Annotated in this window: 16 protein-coding genes; 3 read left to right on the top strand and 13 right to left on the bottom strand. The window is 53.6% G+C overall.

Going from position 1 to position 16,914, the window contains the following annotated elements; genetic code table 11:
* The first annotated feature begins 1 nt into the window (after position 1).
* From dxs to ACMAZB_RS02625, 3 genes are read left to right on the top strand one after another with little or no spacing between them, the layout of a single operon-like run.
* Positions 2-1,906 carry a 1-deoxy-D-xylulose-5-phosphate synthase gene (dxs, locus tag ACMAZB_RS02635; protein ID WP_435219309.1) on the top strand — a complete coding sequence of 635 codons (1,905 nt, stop codon included), beginning with the start codon at positions 2-4 and terminating at the stop codon, positions 1,904-1,906.
* A 54-nt stretch (positions 1,907-1,960) separates the two neighbouring features.
* Complete coding sequence (gene xseB / locus ACMAZB_RS02630; protein ID WP_435219308.1) at positions 1,961-2,194, top strand: exodeoxyribonuclease VII small subunit; 234 nt, start codon at positions 1,961-1,963, stop codon at positions 2,192-2,194.
* Positions 2,191-3,036 carry a polyprenyl synthetase family protein gene (locus tag ACMAZB_RS02625; RefSeq protein WP_435219307.1) on the top strand — a complete coding sequence of 282 codons (846 nt, stop codon included), beginning with the start codon at positions 2,191-2,193 and terminating at the stop codon, positions 3,034-3,036. The genes xseB and ACMAZB_RS02625 overlap by 4 nt, the downstream gene beginning before the upstream one ends.
* Positions 3,037-3,040: 4 nt before the next feature.
* Here ACMAZB_RS02625 and ACMAZB_RS02620 read toward each other — a convergent pair whose 3' ends face one another.
* The 13 genes from ACMAZB_RS02620 to ACMAZB_RS02560 form a co-directional block, all read right to left on the bottom strand.
* On the bottom strand, positions 3,041-3,550 hold the full coding sequence (locus tag ACMAZB_RS02620) for a phosphatidylglycerophosphatase A family protein (protein ID WP_435219306.1): 510 nt from the start codon (positions 3,548-3,550) through the stop codon (positions 3,041-3,043).
* Positions 3,551-4,486: a thiamine-phosphate kinase gene (gene thiL, locus ACMAZB_RS02615; protein WP_435219305.1), complete on the bottom strand. Its 936-nt coding sequence runs from the start codon at positions 4,484-4,486 to the stop codon at positions 3,551-3,553.
* A gap of 11 nt (positions 4,487-4,497) precedes the next feature.
* Positions 4,498-4,944: a transcription antitermination factor NusB gene (gene nusB, locus ACMAZB_RS02610; RefSeq protein ID WP_435219304.1), complete on the bottom strand. Its 447-nt coding sequence runs from the start codon at positions 4,942-4,944 to the stop codon at positions 4,498-4,500.
* Positions 4,945-4,949: 5 nt separating this feature from the next.
* The gene (ribH, locus tag ACMAZB_RS02605; RefSeq protein WP_435219303.1) at positions 4,950-5,432 is read right to left on the bottom strand and encodes a 6,7-dimethyl-8-ribityllumazine synthase; all 483 of its coding nucleotides are present in this window, start codon (positions 5,430-5,432) and stop codon (positions 4,950-4,952) included.
* A gap of 27 nt (positions 5,433-5,459) precedes the next feature.
* The gene (locus ACMAZB_RS02600) at positions 5,460-6,575 is read right to left on the bottom strand and encodes a 3,4-dihydroxy-2-butanone-4-phosphate synthase (protein ID WP_435219302.1); all 1,116 of its coding nucleotides are present in this window, start codon (positions 6,573-6,575) and stop codon (positions 5,460-5,462) included.
* Positions 6,568-7,224 carry a riboflavin synthase gene (locus ACMAZB_RS02595; protein ID WP_435219301.1) on the bottom strand — a complete coding sequence of 219 codons (657 nt, stop codon included), beginning with the start codon at positions 7,222-7,224 and terminating at the stop codon, positions 6,568-6,570. Before ACMAZB_RS02595 ends, ACMAZB_RS02600 begins: the two co-directional genes overlap by 8 nt.
* 4 nt (positions 7,225-7,228) lie before the next feature.
* Entirely contained in the window at positions 7,229-8,347 is a 1,119-nt protein-coding gene (gene ribD, locus ACMAZB_RS02590; protein ID WP_435219300.1) for a bifunctional diaminohydroxyphosphoribosylaminopyrimidine deaminase/5-amino-6-(5-phosphoribosylamino)uracil reductase RibD, read from the bottom strand.
* A complete protein-coding gene (gene nrdR / locus ACMAZB_RS02585) occupies positions 8,344-8,811 on the bottom strand; it encodes a transcriptional regulator NrdR (protein WP_435214172.1) in 468 nt (155 codons plus the stop codon). Before nrdR ends, ribD begins: the two co-directional genes overlap by 4 nt.
* A 9-nt stretch (positions 8,812-8,820) precedes the next feature.
* Entirely contained in the window at positions 8,821-10,119 is a 1,299-nt protein-coding gene (gene glyA, locus ACMAZB_RS02580) for a serine hydroxymethyltransferase (RefSeq protein WP_435219299.1), read from the bottom strand.
* A 285-nt stretch (positions 10,120-10,404) separates the two neighbouring features.
* Positions 10,405-11,208, bottom strand: coding sequence for a glycoside hydrolase family 16 protein (locus tag ACMAZB_RS02575; protein ID WP_435219298.1), 804 nt, complete (start codon positions 11,206-11,208; stop codon positions 10,405-10,407).
* Positions 11,209-11,212: 4 nt separating this feature from the next.
* On the bottom strand, positions 11,213-12,772 hold the full coding sequence (locus tag ACMAZB_RS02570; RefSeq protein WP_435219297.1) for a sodium/sugar symporter: 1,560 nt from the start codon (positions 12,770-12,772) through the stop codon (positions 11,213-11,215).
* A 15-nt stretch (positions 12,773-12,787) separates the two neighbouring features.
* Entirely contained in the window at positions 12,788-15,262 is a 2,475-nt protein-coding gene (locus ACMAZB_RS02565) for a glycoside hydrolase family 3 protein (RefSeq protein ID WP_435219296.1), read from the bottom strand.
* A gap of 137 nt (positions 15,263-15,399) precedes the next feature.
* Positions 15,400-16,884: a tryptophan halogenase family protein gene (locus ACMAZB_RS02560; protein ID WP_435219295.1), complete on the bottom strand. Its 1,485-nt coding sequence runs from the start codon at positions 16,882-16,884 to the stop codon at positions 15,400-15,402.
* Between the last annotated feature and the right edge of the window lie 30 nt (positions 16,885-16,914).

Below are 16,914 nucleotides of genomic sequence, written 5' to 3'. Positions count from 1 at the left end.
AATGACCACAACGTTCCCTACTGTCAAACCCGTCACACCACTCCTTGAGCAGATCAATTCAGACCTTGGCGTGCTCAGGTCTATGGGTGAGGACGACTTACGAACCTTAGCCGATGAAGTGCGCCAGTATATGTTGTTCAGCGTCAGCCAAACCGGCGGCCACTTTGGCGCAGGGCTTGGGGTAGTAGAGCTGTCAATAGCGCTGCACCACGTGCTGAACACGCCCGAGGACCGGATCGTCTGGGATGTGGGCCACCAAACCTACCCCCATAAAATTCTCACCGGACGCATGGAGCGGCTTGCGACTATCCGACAAGCCGAGGGGCTATCTGGATTTCCGAAGCGCAGTGAAAGTAATTTCGATACCTTTGGGGTTGGCCATAGCTCTACGAGTATTTCTGCCGCTATGGGAATGGCCATTGCAGCCCATCGGCAAGGACTGGAACGCAAAGTGGTGGCGGTTATCGGGGATGGAGCCATCACTGGTGGCATGGCCTTTGAAGCCCTGGCACATGCGGGACACGTACGACCCAATATGCTGGTCATACTTAACGACAATCAAATGTCTATTGGCCACAATACCGGGGGCTTAGCCACCTACTTTGCAAAAATTTGGGCGAGCCCCACCTATATTGCCCTTCGGGAGGGCTCCAAACGCATTCTCGAACATGTGAGAACTGCCTGGGATTTTGCTAAAAAGACTGAAGAGCAGATGAAGAGCTTGGTGGCCCCCGGCATGCTGTTTGAAGAATTGGGCTTTAACTACGTAGGGCCATTAGACGGTCACGACTTACCCCAGTTAGTGCAAACACTTGAGGCAATGATAGAGCTCAAAGGGCCCCAGTTGCTCCATATTCGGACCGTCAAGGGCAAAGGCTTTAGTCCGGCGGAGAGTGATCCGGTTGGTTACCATGCCATCAACAAAATTGAGGCCAACCCCGAAGCCGCCGGAAACAAAAAACCTTCGCCTCCAAAATATCAGGATGTCTTCGGCCGTTGGTTGTGCGACACCGCAGCAGCCGACAGTCGTTTGATCGGCATTACCCCCGCAATGTGTGAGGGTTCTGGCATGGTGCGTTTTTCCCAAGAGTATCCAGACCGCTATCACGACGTTGCTATTGCCGAGCAGCATGCCGTTACTCTTGCTGCGGGCATGGCGTGTGACGGGCTTAAACCTGTCGTGGCGATCTACTCTACCTTTTTGCAAAGGGCCTATGATCAACTCATACACGACGTTGCTCTGCAAAATCTAGACGTAACCTTTGCTATTGACCGCGGAGGGTTGGTTGGGCAAGACGGTGCAACCCACCACGGCGTTTATGACCTCAGTTATCTGCGGTGCATTCCCAATATGATCATTGCTTGCCCCTCTAACGAAAACGAGTGCCGCCAATTGCTCCATACCGCCTATCAACACAAAGGCCCAGCGGCAATTCGTTATCCGAGGGGAGCCGGAACCGGCGCCCTCATTGAGAATGAGATGACTGCGCTGCCCATCGGAGAAGCAGTAACGCTTAGAACAGGCCGAAGGGTGGCTATCCTCAACTTTGGCGTATTGCTAGAGGAAGCGGAAATCGCTGCTAGAGCCCTCCAGGCAACACTCATAGACATGCGCTGGGCCAAACCCCTTGATGAAACCCTGCTACTGCAGGTCGCAGAATCTCATGATCGGTTGATCACCGTAGAGGAAAATGCACTGGCGGGAGGCGCAGGCAGTGCCGTTGCAGAGTTTCTGTCTGGCGCGAATATTGACATCGAAATTCGCCATATCGCCATACCCGATGCATTTATCCATCACGGTAGCCAGACCGAAAATCGCAGAGCAGCCGGGCTTACCAGTGAAGACATCATTGATGCAGGGGCCTTAACAACGACTGCAGCGGAAGCACTTACAAACATTGTCTAGTCCCTGCTGCGTCAAGGGAAACATCATAGGAATATAACTGTCAGGAGCCAGGCTTTGCCGAAAGCAGCGAACACAAACGATGCCTCTCAATCACTCAAAGAACAGATGGACACGCTCGCCAATATCGTGGAGAAACTGGAAGACCCCGATGTGTCTCTTGAGGAATCGCTAACTTTTTATGAACAAGGCATGGCCCTTGTAACCGCGGCAAGCAAGGTGCTTGATGCCGCTGAACAACGTGTCGCCATGGTGACAGAGGACGGCCAGGTCCAACCCTTAAATTCATGAATGATGTAACCACTGCCGGAACTCCGCTCGATTGTAATGATCCACGACTCGCTGAGGCCTTGCAGTATGTCATTGGAAATAGCGGGAAACAGCTGAGAGCTCGCTTGGTTATGGCGAGTTATCGCATGCTTTGCGCGGGAGCAGAGGACGCTGGCGCAGCTTCTGCAGCTACCGCCATTGAATGGCTACACACCTATTCTCTCGTGCACGACGACCTTCCAGCCATGGACAACGATGCGCTGCGCCGAGGGAAGCCAACCGTTCATACCGTCTACGATGAGGCAACGGCAATACTCATTGGCGATGGACTTCAAGCTGCCGCTTTTGCCTTGATCTCCGAAGATAATCAACTTTCCAGTGATAAGCGCCTGAAACTGATTGCCCTGATATCAGGAGCCGTGGGATTCACTGGCATGGTTGGCGGGCAGGCCTTGGACATGGCCGCTGAAGGGCAAGCCTCTACCTTTGATCAACTGCGTCTTATTCATGCACAGAAAACTGGCGCCCTGATTAGGGCTGCCGTGCTCTCCGGTGCAATCTGTGCCGATGCCACCGACCACGATATAGAACGTCTCGGGCAATTTTCTAGCACCATTGGCCTAGCTTTTCAGGTGGCGGATGACATATTGGACGTTACCCAAAATAGCACCACTCTAGGAAAAACCGCCGGGAAAGACGTCACCGTAAAAAAATCGACGTACGTTAGTTGTCTCGGCCTTGAAGGAGCCCGGAAAGAAGCTGAAAAGTTACTAACCGAGGCTCTGACTTGTTTAAGCCCCTATGGCGAGCGCGCTCAACCGTTATCAGAGCTTGCGGTAGCAATGGTCAGACGTGAGCATTAAGCGATCAAGGCAGCAAGGGTAAAATCAGCAACCCGCCCAAACCCGCCAACACACCTGCCGCGACGTCGTCTAGCATGACCCCCCAGCCAGACTTCCAATGGTTATCGAAATAACTGACGGGCCAAGGTTTGGCGACGTCAAATAATCTAAACAGCAAAAACCCAACCAGCAGAAGTTCGAGGCTTATCGCCGAAGCGCCCATTGCGTAAAAAGGGAGTGCAAGCGCTAGGAGTTGTCCCAAAACCTCATCGATAACAATGGCGCCATGATCGACCTTGCCCCAAGCTTCCCCCGCCTGTTTTGCAGCCCAGACACCCAAAAACAATAGGAGCAAAGCAACGCCTGCAACGCCCCAGCCGGGCAAGGTCAAAAGCCAGAAGTAACAAAAGGGTAAAGCCGCGACACTACCCACGGTCCCGGGTGCCTTAGGCGATAGTCCAGAGCCCCACCACGTCGCAAGCAATAATCCGGGAGACTTTATAACTTGACCCACAGAGGGTGATTGATTACTCATTTATGCACCAAAGTGGTTGAAGCCCACTCGCTCCACTGGAATGTAATCACACTGCACACCTGAACCCTCGTGGAACTCCCCCACTTGAATCAAACCCGGCGGCAGAACCGTGTTCGGGGGGACAGCCACCGCAAGCTCGTAATCGTCACCGCCCGCCAACGCCCAGTCTAAACACTGCTTCTGATCGAAGCGAGACAATGCCGGTGATAGCGGTATGGCTTTGCTATCTATGACACAAGCGCAACCTGAAGCATTCGCCATATGCGCTACATCGGCGAGAAGTCCATCTGAGATATCGATTGCGCCTCGAGCATGCTCACGCAGCCAGGACACCCACTCTAGGCGCGCTGTTGGCCGATAAAATCTCGACTCCAGAAACTCCTCATCCTCAAGAGCGATCTCGTCGTCGCCTTGCAGCTGGCCCAAAATCAACGCGAGCCCCGCAGCCGCATCACCCAGCGTATGCGTCACACAGAGCCAATCTCCAGGCCTCGCACCGGAGCGCGGGAGCGCACCGCCACTGGGCACACTTCCCATGACGGTAACCGTCAAAGACAGTGGCCCACGTGTTAAATCTCCCCCCACCAACGGCAGAGACAACGCCTCTACGCAGCGTCCTAAACCCTGGCTAAAACTGTGCAACCACAGTTCGTCTGGGTCGGGTAAGGTTAACGCCAGCGTCATCGCTAACGGGTCTGCAGCCATGGCTGCCAAATCGCTGGCGGCAGCCGCTACGGCGCGGGTGGCCACGTGTTCAGGCAAGGTAAATTCAGGGAAGTGCGTGCCCTCGACAACGCTATCAGAAGATACAACTAACTCAGAATTAGCTGGGAGTGCCAGTACCGCTGCATCGTCTCCAACGCCCAAGCGCACCTGGGGGCCGGCACCAAATATGCCAAGATGGCGATAAATAAGCTCAAATTCACGACCCGCCATGGCGTACTACATTAGGCTTCGGCATCGATTTCAATCTGACGGAAATTACGTGCGACTTTGTCGAGCACACCGTTGATGTATCGGTAACTGTCTGTGGCACCAAATTTTTTGGCTAGCGCCACAGATTCGTTGATCACAACCTTGTAAGGCACATCAATACGCTCCCTGAGTTCAAAAGTACCCAGGCGCAGCAAGGAACGCTCAATAGGGTCAAGCTCGTCAAGAGGTCGATCAAGTAACGGTTCGAAGGTGCTATCGAGATCACCGGCATCACCGACGACACCAGTGAGCAGCGCCCGATAGTATTCGCCGTCAACATGGGAAAAGTCGTTATCGATTCTGAACTCAGCCTCAATTTCTGCGAGGTGTGCCTGAGTCATTGACCATTGGTAGAGACCTTGAAGTGCAAAGTGCCGAGCACGGCGTCGCTGCGCAGCTAGGGCATTTATCGATGACATTACCCTCAGGCTCCCAGGGCGATACCCAAGCTCACCATTTCCAGTGCACTCATGGCCGCTTCAGCCCCTTTGTTACCCGCCTTGGTACCAGAACGCTCTACCGCCTGCTCGATCGAGTCAACTGTGAGTACGCCAAACGCAATGGGCTTTCTAGTATCCATCTGCACCTGAGCAAGCCCCTTGGTACATTCCCCGGCTACATATTCAAAATGAGGGGTACCACCACGGATAACCGCACCCAGCGCAATAATGGCATCGCAGTCATCGCGCTGAGCCAGTTTCTGACAGGCGATCGGAATCTCAAAAGCACCGGGGACTCGCACGATGTGCATTTGATCATCGCTGATACCATGGCGACGCAGTGCGTCCAGAGCACCCTCGAGTAGATGCTCAACAACGAAACTGTTCCAGCGAGCCACCACCAGTACATAGCGCCCTTGGTTGGGCCCTAACGTGCCTTCAGTTGTTCGTATTCCTTGGCTACTCATTTGATTCTCCCTAAAATTTCGAGCGTATTACGTGGGCGCGACAAAATTAACCACTTCCAGTCCAAACCCGGCAAGGGCATTGTACTTCAGTGGCGCACCCAACAGTTCAATCTTTCCCACACCAAGATCGTTAAGAATCTGAGCGCCTAAACCAATAGAGGCATAGCCAGCCTGTGTTGCGCCGTGTTCCGTTACCGGCAAGCCCAACAGTCGGTCGACACTCGCTAATAATGCCTCGGCCGTCTCGGGCCGGGATATCAGAACGAGGACTCCCCGCTCGGATGCAGCGATTTCAGCCAAACTGGTGTCAAAGCGCCACGTGGTTTGCCCTTGGAGAGTTGTGCCCACCAAATCCCGCAGCGCCGATGTGACATGCACCCTAACGACCGTTGTCTTGTCGTTTTGCAAAGATCCCCGACTCAACGCTAGATGAAGGGACCCCTGATGAATCTCACGGTAAACCGTCAGTTCAAACTCACCGTGCGTGGTTTCAACCATACCTTGCCGAACCCGCTCTATCGTGCGCTCTGTGGTGAGACGATGGTCAATGAGCTCAGAGACCCTGCCTACGGGCAATTCATGGAGCGCCGCGAACCGTTCAAGAGCTTCACCTCTTGCGATGTTGCCCGTCTCGTCCAACACCTCAGTAAACACCGCGGCAGGAAACAAGCCGGCCAACCTCGCGAGGTCTGTGGTGGCCTCCGCTCTGTCAGCTCGAGTGAGTAACCCACCCTCTTCTGCCGCCACTGGAAAGATATGCCCGGGTTGTACTAAATCTGCTGCAGAAGTTTGCGGTGCCACAGCAACGCGAACGGTGTGCGCCCGGTCCTTGGCTGAAATCCCGGTCTCAATACCCTCGGTGGCTTCAATGGAAAGGGTAAAGGGAGCGGTATCACCCTGCCCTTCAACCATGAGAGGTAAGTGGAGGTAGTCACAACGCTCCCGGGTGAGTCCCAAACAAATTAGCCCTCGAGCCTGTCGGGCCATAAAAGTGATGTGGCTTGCCTCACAGAGCTCTGCCGCAATCGTTACAATACCGGTAACACCACCACTGCTGTCCTCAAGCAACAGCAATACCATATTGCCATGCCGAAGTTCACTGATCAGGCCCTCTGGATCTCGGTGGTTTAGGGTCTTAGTCATGAATAAATCCCGAGGCACGCAACGTGTCCATTGAAAGGCCTGAACTCTGCGCGGCGGCGTCGCCCTGCAGAAGTCGTTCTAAGTATCGAGCGATCACATCAACTTCAAGGTTGATACGAGAACCTTCTCGGTATTCGCCAAACACGGTCTCCTCAAAGGTCTGGGGAATGATATTGAGATCAAACTCCGACCCATCAACCGAGTTGACTGTTAAGCTGGTGCCGTCGACGGTGATGCTGCCCTTGTGTGCAATATAGCGCGCGAGTTCCTGGGGGGCAGAAATAACATAGCGCCAAGATCTGCCCTCCCGTGCTACCGACACCACGGTGCCCACACCGTCAACGTGACCGCTAACAATGTGGCCACCCAAGCGTGATGTGGGGGTTAGAGACTTCTCTAAATTAACGTGATCTCCCGGCTTACGATCACCGAGTGTCGTCAGATTCAACGACTCAATTGAAACATCTGCCCAATACCCGTCACCCGGCAACCCTGTGACGGTGAGACAGACTCCACTTGTTGCAATGCTGTCACCCAGCTGAACATCGCTAAGATCAAGCTTCCGTGTGAGCACCCGCAGCCGAAGATCGCCGCCTTGGGTCTCCATCGCCGCGATCTCTCCGACGGCTTGAATAATTCCTGTAAACACGTTTTTAGTTTTCCTTAAGAACAGCAGCGATGATACGCAGATCCGAGCCCAAACGACTCACTTCCCGATAAGCCAATTGGATGCCATCTTTCAACTCAGAAAAAGCGATATCTGCAAGCGGGCGAGCGGAACTGCCTAAAAGCAACGGCGCTTGATAAATGAGTAACTCATCGACCAGCCCTTCCTTTAAAAAAGCGGCCGCTAACAAAGGGCCGCTCTCTATCAAAATTTCATTGGCACCTTCGTCCCCCAACCCTCTCAGTATACCCCGCAAATCAAGGCCACCTCCGATAACCCTCGCTGTCCGGTGCGAGGCATGGGCTACAGGCTGATTTTCTGGTGCGGTTATCACAAGGGTTGGGGCGTTGGCTGACAATACACGAGCCCCCTTTGGCGTACGGCCGTTGCTGTCGAGTACCACTCGCGTCGGTGGCCGGTGTAGTGCCCTCTCCAATTCCACACCCTCAAAACCCAGCTCATCGGATCTAACCGTTAGCGAGCAATCGTCGGCCAACACCGTGCCGATACCCGTGATAATGGCCGAGCTGGCAGCGCGCTGGCGCTGCACATCCTGACGCGCTAATGGACCCGTAATCCACTGACTCTCGCCAGAGGCCATCGCTGTACGACCGTCCAGGGAGCAGCCCAACTTAAGGCGAACGCGCCCCCAACCTCGCTCCATTCGCAACAAAAACCCTTTCAACTCTATCGCCGCTGCGTCTGCGCAAACACCTTGAGTGACTGCAACACCAGCTGCCCTGAGCCGGTCGTAGCCGCCTCCTGAAACACTGGGGTTAGGGTCTTCCAGCGCGCCTACAACCCGCCCAATGCCTGCATTTATCAGCGCATCAACGCAGGGACCTGTGCGCCCCTGATGAGCACAGGGCTCAAGGGTGACGTACGCCGTTGCGCCTTTGGGTGATGAGCAATCAGCAAGCGCCATAACCTCGGCATGAGCACCGCCCACAGGCTGGGTGAAACCCCTTCCGAGAATTTCATTGTCTTTAACGATGACACAGCCCACGTGGGGGTTAGGCGCGGCCCAATAGCGGCCTTTCTGAGCCTCCGTGAGAGCTTGCTCCATAAAAGCGGCGTCCGAAGGCAGCACCGAGGAGTTGCTCACGTTTCTGCGGGGGGTTCCGCCTCCAAACTTTCAATGGCGTCCCTGAATTCTGACAGATCCTGAAAGCTGCGATAGACCGAGGCGAAGCGCACATAGGCGACTTGGTCCATCGCTTTGAGAGCCTCCATGACATGGCTACCCACCTCGTTCGACGGCAGTTCGCGCTCACCCGTGGCACGCAATTGATGCTTAATGTGCGTTATCCACTTCTCGATTTCCTCAACTGAAACCGGGCGCTTTTCCAGTGCCCTCAAGAAACCACCACGCAGTTTCTCTTCGTCAAAAGGCTCACGACTACCGTTTTGTTTGATAATGCGGGGCATGACCAACTCGGCAAGCTCGTATGTGGTAAAGCGCTCTTTGCACCCTAGACATTCACGCCGACGCCGCACCTGACCGCCGTCAGCAACCAGACGAGAATCAATCACCTTGGTTTCGTCAATTGTGCAAAAAGGGCACTGCACGGCAGACCTCTAGCGCGAGTACACGGGTAGGCGACCGCAAATTTCCAACACCTTTTGACGAACCTCGGGTATTACGGTATCCCCAGTGCCCGTTTCCAGCGCCGCCAATACATCACAGATCCAGTGCGTCAACTGAGACGTGTCGGCTTCAGAAAAACCTCGGGTAGTAATCGCCGGTGTCCCCAACCGTAGACCTGACGTGACAAAGGGCGAACGTGGGTCATTGGGAACCGCGTTTTTATTCACTGTGATGTAAGCGTCACCCAGCGCTGCATCGGCGTCTTTGCCCGTGTAGGACTTACCAATGAGGTCCAACAGCATAAGGTGATTGTCGGTACCTCCGGAAACAATCTTATGCCCGCGCTCCATGAACGTTGCGGCCATCGCCTGAGCATTTTTGACCACCTGACGCTGATAGTCAGCAAAGCCCGGCTCCATGGCCTCTTTAAAAGCCACTGCTTTAGCCGCAATAACATGCATCAGCGGACCGCCTTGAGCACCAGGGAATACCGCACTGTTGAGCTTTTTATGCAGCGTCTCGTCATCTTTAGCCAGAATGATGCCGCTGCGAGGCCCTCGCAGGGTTTTATGGGTTGTCGAAGTCACCACATCGGCATAGGGCATCGGTGAGGGATAAACTCCCGCGGCCACCAAACCCGCCACGTGAGCCATGTCCACCAACAAATAGGCACCCACCGCATCAGCTATCTCGCGAAACTTTGCCCAATCCATGATCCGGCTGTAGGCCGAAAAACCACCAATAATGAGCTTGGGCTTGTGGGTCTTCGCCAATTCCATCAAGGCATCGTAATTTATCAAGCCGGTGTCATGGTCGATCCCGTACTGCACTGCTTTATAAATTTTCCCGGAGAAATTGACCGATGCACCGTGAGTGAGGTGTCCGCCGTCGGCCAGGCTCATTCCCATAACCGTATCGCCGGGCTCTAACAGTGCATGATAAACCGCAATGTTGGCACTGGAACCCGAGTGAGGCTGGACGTTCGCATAAGCGGCGCCAAAAAGTTGCTTGGCGCGATCAATCGCCAATTCCTCTGCCACATCGACAAACTCGCAGCCACCGTAGTAGCGTTTTCCGGGATAGCCCTCTGCGTATTTGTTCGTCAGAACCGATCCCTGAGCCTCAAGCACACGTGGGCTTGCATAATTCTCTGACGCAATCAGCTCAATATGCTCCTCTTGCCGCTGTGTCTCCGCTCGCATAGCTTTCCACAGGTCTGGGTCGAAAGCCTCGATAGACTGCACATCGTCATCAAGAAAGTTTGAAAGCTGAGGTGCCGCTTGATTCATGGTTAATATCCTGAGTTTGACAAAAAATGATGGACGCCAAAAAACGGCGGTTAAATGGGTTGAGGACGACAACCTTACCTCTGGAGGTAAGCTGAAGCCACCGCAGCTCACGCCCGATGTTCGTCCATTCTAGCTCATACTAGGGCGCCCTATAAGTAGCAAGAAATAGAATGCGAAGGAGTACATGTGAAGGTGGTGCCTCGGCTCAGTGAGAACCAGCCAACGCAACCGTTTACTGGGTTGGCCTACTGGCTTTCTGAAGGCTCAAAGGGCAGATAGCGAGCCTTAGTGGCTCTCGGCACCACAGTTGAAAGGATATGCCTTAACCCAGTCGATCAGCATCGTCGCAGGTAAGTCCTGCACATAAACCTCACCGCCTAGGGTGCCGCCTACAGCCACATTGAGAATAAGGTAGAACGGGGCTTGGTCAAACACCCACGGATGGGGCAAAGCATTGTGCGGTGCCATGGTGCCGTGAATCCGGCCATCGACCTCCCATTGAATCAGGCTAGGGGACCACTCTACAGCGAATTCATGCCAGCCTTCATTCCAGGGCGTGGGTACCAATAGCGTTTCACTGTAATGCACATTATTAGGGGGCAGAGGCCCAAAATGCGCCGCGCCGATAAGACGATTAGGCTCGTTACCAGTCCATTCCATAATGTCAATTTCCCCAGCGAGGGGCCATGGGCTAGCGCTCTGAGGCATCATCCAAAACGCCGGCCACAACCCGCGTCCACGGGGTAAACTAATGCGAGCTTCAAACCGGCCATACTGTTGGCTAAAGAGGCCCTCGCTGACCAACTTGCCAGACGTAATGCGACCACCATTTTCTGCGACCGTAATCGACAGCGCCCCGTCGACAACCCGAACAGCGTCCTTTGCATAGTGCTGAACTTCGCTGTTGCCCCAGCCGCATAAACCGACGTCACATCCGTCGCCTTCGACCACACGCCACAGTGCCGAATTTAGGTCACCGTCAAAATTCTCGATAAGCGTCGGCGCGCATTGCCCATTTTCAGCAGAAATGTTCTGACACAGTGCTAATGCTGCAATAAAGCAGACAAGATGTGTTACCGAGCGAAGCAATGCATTACCACCAAGTGATATAGAAAAATGCCAGTATGCAGGTCACAACAATTGCCGCTGCATTGAAGCCGCTAGTGGTTGAAAAGCTCACGCCGGACGGTTCGATGTAGCCGGGCTGAGGCTGGGGCCGTGCCAAAGACCAAACCACGGCAATGCCAACACACAACAAGAAAACTATTCCAACTCGATCGATAAATGGCAGCATAGGTAGCAAAAGCTTCATTGCCAAAGACAAAACGGCCGAGCCCACCGCCGCTAGAAGAGCACCGGTCGCTGTTGTTTTGCCCCAGAACATGCCTAACAAAAAGATCGCAACAATGCCCGGCGTAAAGAATCCAGTGAACTCCTGAATATACTGAAAAGCCTGATCAAAATTCCCCAGCAATGGCTGTGCAGCTGCCATCGCAATGGCCATAGCCACCAGGGCCGTCGCACGACCACTGAAGACCCGGTTACGCTCTAACCACGACTCGGAGACCATCGACGGCAGGAGATCAACAGTGAAAATTGTTGAAATACTGTTACACATGGACGCTAGTGAGGACACGATGGCCGCTAGCAGCGCGGCAAAGACCAGCCCTTTAATGCCCGTGGGCAACAGAGCCATAGCCGAGGGGTAAGCTTGGTCAGGAGTCGCCAAGTTAGCGTTCAGTGCAAACATAGCGATTCCGGGCAAAACAACAATGAGAGGCATCAACAACTTCAGAAAGGCCGCAAAAGCAATTCCCTTCTGAGCCTCACTCACACTCTTCGCGGCGAGAGCACGCTGAATAATATATTGGTTGAAACCCCAATAAGAGACATTCATCACCCACATACCGCCAATCAAAACCGAGAGCCCGGGCAAACTCATGTAATGCGGGTGATCTTTAGCCAGTATCATATCGAAACGGTCTGGCACGGTATCCATCAGCATTACGAACCCCTGAACCACTCCGGTGCCCCCTGACACTTTTTCCAACAGAATCGCAGCGATCATGAGGCCACCTGCCACCAAGAGCACCACTTGCACAATATCGGTGAGTGCAACGGCTTTGAGTCCACCGTACAGCGAATACGACACCGCAAAGAGTCCTAACAGCACTAGACCCAGTGTCAGATCGACACCTGCCACGGTGTTAATCGCGAGAGCTCCCAGCCACAAAATAGAGGTTAGGTTTACGAAGACGTAGACGCCCAGCCAAAAACTAGCCATCACGGTTCTGACACGGTGGTCGTAACGCTGCTCAAGAAATTGAGGCATGGTGTAGATGCCAGTTTTCAAAAAGACCGGCAGCAAAAATTTGCCAACCAGAATCAGCGTGATGGCAGCCATCCATTCATAAGATGCGATCGCCAGGCCGATAGCATAGCCAGATCCTGACATGCCGATGATCTGCTCTGCGGAAATATTAGCCGCAATAAGCGACGCGCCTATTGCCCACCAAGGCAATGACTTACCTGCGAGAAAATAATCTGACGCGTCTTTCTGGTGCCCGGGTTTTTCACGAGAGACCCACTGGGCTAAACCGAACAAAGCGATGGCGTAAATTACAACAATGGTGATATCGAGTGATGACAACATAGTTTAACGTCCGCTCTACTTAAGACTGGCCACTTCTTGAGTGGGACAGTTCAACAAATTTGCGTCAGATACTTCTTCGACCAGAGTTACCTCTGCAAGATCCATGGTAAAGACGCCCGGTGTACTGATTAAGAACGGTACATCTACGGCACTCATATTGGTACCCGCCACCTCGAAGCAAGCTAATGGAATAGCTAGCCGATGCCAGACTTCTGTGTCCAAGCTTCGCAGGTGTTGTGTAACATCAAGCTCGCCGTTGCAGGGCCAAGTGCAGTCCATTCGCATCTTCACCTGATCAACAGGCTTCTGAATCAAACGAATATCCATGACAACTGCGCCACCCGTTGCACTCATGTCCTCAATGTTGATGGGGACGTCCGCGCGAAAATAAACCTGACTGGCGCGCTTACCATCACCCGACCACTCCAGTCGCCTGGCATCTTCTTGCATACGGCGGTCGATGACAGAGACGGACAATTGATTATCTTTTGTGGTTCCACCCCTGGGGCCACTAGCAATGGCCCAATCCAGCCTATTGCCCAAGTACAACCGCCATTGACCTCGTGCACCACCAGCAAACACAGGACGATCAAGAGATAGCGGCTTGCCCCTAGGCTCCTCATCAAGCATCGCAACTTGTTGAGACACGTTCGAAGTCAGACCGTAGCCTCGCTCAAATGCGGCATCAACTACGGCCAGATCTCTATCGCTGCCGTTGATATCGGCACTTGGCCACGCCATAGGGAGGCGGCCTACGAATTCATGTTGCACCGAGCCGTCTGAATTTCTAAACAAAACATCAGCAACCCCTGCGCCCTCACTACCGGGCAACCAAGCAGCGACAAACGCAGTAGATGCATTGATCTCCCTATTCACCCAAAGCGGTCTACCCGACAGAAAGACCGAAACGACCGGCAGATCTTGATACTGGGTAAGCAAAGCAAGGTCCTCGAAATTGGGTTGTTGCCATGCCAATGATGAGATATCGCCCTGTGTTTCTGCGTAGGGTGTCTCGCCAAAAACAGCAATAACCGCGCCAACCTCCACGCCCTCTGGCACTGGTTCATTGTGGTAGACCTTGCCGCCAGCCCGAGTGACTTGTTCGACGAAGCCATCGAGCAACGAGGTGCCCGTTGGGAAGTCAGCATTGGTATTGCCGGTACCCTGCCAGCTGATCGTCCAGCCACCCGATTGCATACCGATGTTGTCCGCACCCTTACCCACCACTAAGTAGTGTCCAGCGGGGTCGAGGGGCAGTATTTGGCTGTCGTTCTTGAGGAGTACCAGTGATCGACGCACAGCATCCCGCGCTAAATCACGGTGCTCTTGACTGCCCACCTGTGACCTTAGCGGGCGCCCTTCCTTCGATGGCAGGCCTCGCTGCATGAGACCTGACTCGAACTTTATCTTTAAAATGCGCAATACAGCCTCGTCGACTCTAGCCTCTGAAATAGCACCTGACTGAACCTGAGCTACTAAGTTTTCTAGGGTAGAGAGCCAATCTTCAGGCACCATGACCATGTCGATACCGGCATTAATCGCTTGCGGACAATCATCATCGGCGCAGCCCTCAACCTCGCCAATCCCATTCCAATCACTCACAACAAACCCGTCAAACCCGAGATCACCGCGAAGCACATCGGTTAGCAGTTGTTTATGGCCATGTACTTTCTCGCCGTTCCAACTATTGAAAGACGCCATGACAGTTTGTACACCCGCAGCAATAGCCGGCTTATAGCCCGCTCCATGCTCGTCAATGAGTACGTTGAGAGGTAACCGGGTATCGCCCCGGTCAACACCCGAAAAGGTTCCGCCGTCACCGACAAAATGCTTGGTCGTGGCAACAATGCCCTCTGCCTGCATCGCCTCGACCATGCCACCTGCATAGGAGGCCACCACCTGAGGATCAGAACTATACGACTCGTAGGTTCGCCCCCAGCGATAATCTCGTGCAACGGCCACGGTAGGCGCAAAAATCCAGTCAATGCCAGTGGCTTTAACTTCCCTCGCGGTGGCACCGCTAATCGCCGCCACCAATTCGGGATCCCCAGCAGCCCCTAAACCAATATTGTGGGGAAAAAGCGTAGCTCCAACGACATTATTGTGGCCATGAACAGCATCGGTGCCCCAGATAACGGGAATCCCTGCACTGCCCTGACTCGTATCGATAGAGGCCTGATAATAGTCGTCTGCAAGGGCGAGCCAGTCATCGATGGAGGCGTCCTTCTCGCCACCCGGGAAGGATCCACCTCCATTGAGAACGCTGCCTAGGCCGTATTTACGAAGATCATCAGGAGTCACGTGGGCGATCTCTCCTTGAATCATTTGACCGATCTTCTGCTCCAGGGAAAGTGTTTCCAGCATAGCCTTTGCCGCTTGTTCGGCTTCACTGCCGACCAATGATGGCGACTGATCGCTAGAGCAGCCAGGGAGCAGCAGCACAGATGAGATACTTAGAGTTAATATCGCAAGGGCGCTTGAACATCTCATGATACAAATCTTCCTAGTGATTAGTGGTAGGTCTCATCTGTGGCCAGACAAGACCCGACAGAGGCTATTGTGGGCCGTCTGCTTCTTCTAGCAAGATGCGATGAGAGGGTAAAAAGCTAGGCCCAAAGGGAACAAAATCAGGCCTCACGGCAGTAATGATCGATAAACCTCTGGTGCTCCGGCAACTGACTCACCAACCGCTCAACCGAGCCATGGATTCCTCCAAGAAAGTCACGCAGTTCCTGCTCATCCATCATGTTAACAATGGGATGGTACTGCTCAGGGCTGAGGCCCTGACCCAGCATGACCTGAGTCCAGGAATTTTCTCCAAATAGCTCAGTTGGGACTTTGAAAACTCGCCCTGTCTCCTTGAACAAATCAATACGATGCTGCAGTGACTCTGGAATTTCCATGGTGCGGCAATGACGCCAGAAAGGCGTGTCAGTGCGATTAGTGACGTGATAATGAAGAATAATGAAGTCGCGAATGTTTTCTATCTCGAACTTCATCTGATTATTAAACTCATCGATGTCGGGCTGACGCACCCCGTCCGATGGGAACATTTGCATGAACCGCACGATACTGCGCTGGATGAGGTGAATACTGGTGGACTCTAATGGCTCCATGAACCCGCTGGACAAGCCGACAGCCACACAGTTCTTCACCCAATGACGCCGCCGTGTCCCTGTTTGAAATTTAATAGGACGGGGTTCGGTGACCATCTCGCCCTCGAGATTCCCTCTTAATTTAGCCTCGGCCTCGTCTCTGGACCAAAACTTGCTGCAATACACCAGGCCATTACCGGTTCGATGCTGAAGGGGAATCCGCCACTGCCATCCCGCCTCGTGGGCTATTGATCGCGTGTAAGGTATCGGTGGTTGAACGTTTTCTGTTTGCACTGCCAGAGCACTGTCACAGGGCAACCAGTGCTGCCAATCGTCGTAGCCTGCGTGCAGGGTCTGCTCAATAAGCAAACCTCGGAACCCAGTACAGTCAACGAAGAAATCACCATCAATTTGCTGGCCACTCTCTAGGCGCAATCCCGTAATGAATCCGGTTTGCTCGTGTTGCTGCACCGCTTCAATTTTACCCTCAATGCGAACAGCACCGTGTTCCTCTGCGATTTTTCTAAGAAACTTAGCGTAACGTGACGAATCAAAATGGTAGGCATAATTCAGATTTTGATTGGGCAACACCGCAAAGCGATTTTGCTTGGCCGCTGCCCACTCATTGCAGTACTCACCAAACTCCTTGCTGATTCCTAACTCTTTGCCTTTAAGCCAAAAGTGCTGAAAACCTGCGGCCCAGCAATCTTTCCCCGTGTAACCAAATGAGTGGATGTAGTCACTGCCCACGTCGTGCCAGTTTTCAAAAGATATACCCAGTTTGAAAGTACCACCCACGGCGCTGATAAAGTCCTGCTCCTTAATTTTAAGCAGTTCATGAAGGGTCAGTAGCGTCGGGATCGTTGCCTCTCCCACACCCACCGTGCCAATTTCTTCAGATTCGACCAGGGAGACCTTGACTGTTTTCCCCAGCAGCTTTGACACTGCCGCAGCCGCCATCCATCCGGCGGTCCCGCCGCCGGCTACAACGACGTGTTTGATCTTCTGATGTTCCATCGAACTGACTCCAAGTGCCTAAAGGGCGCA

Source organism: Luminiphilus sp. nBUS_07 (genome assembly GCF_051201685.1).
Lineage (GTDB): Bacteria > Pseudomonadota > Gammaproteobacteria > Pseudomonadales > Halieaceae > Luminiphilus.
Note: the sequence above shows the minus strand (reverse complement) of the source record. Positions and strands in the feature narration are given on the sequence as shown.

Bases quoted from the DNA above. Each gene is read 5' to 3' on its own strand.
- dxs (WP_435219309.1), top strand. From the start codon at position 2: ATGACCACAACGTTCCCTACTGTCAAACCCGTCACACCACTCCTTGAG.
- ACMAZB_RS02625 (WP_435219307.1), top strand. From the start codon at position 2,191: ATGAATGATGTAACCACTGCCGGAACTCCGCTCGATTGTAATGATCCA.
- ACMAZB_RS02620 (WP_435219306.1), bottom strand. From the start codon at position 3,550: ATGAGTAATCAATCACCCTCTGTGGGTCAAGTTATAAAGTCTCCCGGA.
- thiL (WP_435219305.1), bottom strand. From the start codon at position 4,486: ATGGCGGGTCGTGAATTTGAGCTTATTTATCGCCATCTTGGCATATTT.
- nusB (WP_435219304.1), bottom strand. From the start codon at position 4,944: ATGTCATCGATAAATGCCCTAGCTGCGCAGCGACGCCGTGCTCGGCAC.
- ribH (WP_435219303.1), bottom strand. From the start codon at position 5,432: ATGAGTAGCCAAGGAATACGAACAACTGAAGGCACGTTAGGGCCCAAC.
- ACMAZB_RS02600 (WP_435219302.1), bottom strand. From the start codon at position 6,575: ATGACTAAGACCCTAAACCACCGAGATCCAGAGGGCCTGATCAGTGAA.
- glyA (WP_435219299.1), bottom strand. From the start codon at position 10,119: ATGAATCAAGCGGCACCTCAGCTTTCAAACTTTCTTGATGACGATGTG.
- ACMAZB_RS02570 (WP_435219297.1), bottom strand. From the start codon at position 12,772: ATGTTGTCATCACTCGATATCACCATTGTTGTAATTTACGCCATCGCT.
- ACMAZB_RS02565 (WP_435219296.1), bottom strand. From the start codon at position 15,262: ATGAGATGTTCAAGCGCCCTTGCGATATTAACTCTAAGTATCTCATCT.
- ACMAZB_RS02560 (WP_435219295.1), bottom strand. From the start codon at position 16,884: ATGGAACATCAGAAGATCAAACACGTCGTTGTAGCCGGCGGCGGGACC.